This window comes from Rhizobium sp. 18055 (assembly GCF_902706285.1).
Lineage (GTDB): Bacteria > Pseudomonadota > Alphaproteobacteria > Rhizobiales > Rhizobiaceae > Rhizobium.
Window position 1 is genome coordinate 1 of sequence record NZ_CACSKD010000389.1, and the last position, 411, is coordinate 411.

Genomic DNA, 411 nt, shown 5'->3' on the forward strand with positions numbered 1-411 from the left:
CGCTTACTGCCAGCCGTAACGACGGATGTAGAACTTCTTCAGCGCGGTGGTCAGCACCGCATAGCCGAACAGGATCGCCACCAGGAACGGCCAGTAGCCGGCCGGCAGGGCCTGAAGCTTGAAGTAGCCGGCCAGCGGGCTCATCGGCAGGGCCACGCCGATGGCCATGATCAGGCCGGTCATCAGCAGCAGTGGCGGCGCGGCGATGCTCTGCAGGAACGGCACCTTCGGCGTGCGGATCATGTGCACGATCAGGGTCTGGGTCAGCAGGCCGACCACGAACCAGCCGGACTGGAACAGGCCCTGGTCGACCGGCGTGCGTGCATCGAACACGTACCACATCAGCGCGAAACAGCTCAGGTCGAAGAGCGAGCTGATCGGCCCGAAGAACACCATGAAGCGGCCGATGTC

1 protein-coding gene is annotated in these 411 nt (G+C 64.5%); it reads right to left on the bottom strand.

Annotated elements, in window-relative coordinates; translation table 11 throughout:
• Positions 1 to 3: 3 nt before the first annotated feature.
• A partial coding sequence (locus tag GVL52_RS29650) for a cation transporting ATPase C-terminal domain-containing protein (protein ID WP_200848042.1) occupies positions 4 to 411 on the bottom strand: 408 nt, incomplete at its 5' end.